Origin of the sequence: Rosenbergiella australiborealis, from assembly GCF_018494035.1 — a bacterium.
In the GTDB taxonomy this organism is placed as follows: Bacteria; Pseudomonadota; Gammaproteobacteria; order Enterobacterales; family Enterobacteriaceae; genus Rosenbergiella; species Rosenbergiella australiborealis.
Genome location: NZ_JABBFO010000044.1, coordinates 1 through 572, shown reverse-complemented (window position 1 = coordinate 572; position 572 = coordinate 1). Strand labels below are relative to the sequence as shown.

At 51.2% G+C, this 572-nt stretch carries 1 rRNA gene; it reads right to left on the bottom strand.

What is annotated here, in order from left to right:
• Positions 1 to 49: 49 nt before the first annotated feature.
• Positions 50 to 572, bottom strand: a 16S ribosomal RNA gene (locus HGT73_RS14635); the annotation flags it as partial.

The window sequence follows — 572 nt, the reverse complement described above, 5'->3', positions numbered from 1 at the left end:
TTTCATCAGACAATCTGTGTGAGCACTACGCAGTCATGTATCTTATAGGTAAGGAGGTGATCCAACCGCAGGTTCCCCTACGGTTACCTTGTTACGACTTCACCCCAGTCATGAATCACAAAGTGGTAAACGCCCTCCCGAAGGTTAAGCTATCTACTTCTTTTGCAACCCACTCCCATGGTGTGACGGGCGGTGTGTACAAGGCCCGGGAACGTATTCACCGTAACATTCTGATTTACGATTACTAGCGATTCCGACTTCATGGAGTCGAGTTGCAGACTCCAATCCGGACTACGACGCACTTTATGAGGTCCGCTTGCTCTCGCGAGGTCGCTTCTCTTTGTATGCGCCATTGTAGCACGTGTGTAGCCCTACTCGTAAGGGCCATGATGACTTGACGTCATCCCCACCTTCCTCCGGTTTATCACCGGCAGTCTCCTTTGAGTTCCCACCATTACGTGCTGGCAACAAAGGATAAGGGTTGCGCTCGTTGCGGGACTTAACCCAACATTTCACAACACGAGCTGACGACAGCCATGCAGCACCTGTCTCAGAGTTCCCGAAGGCACTAA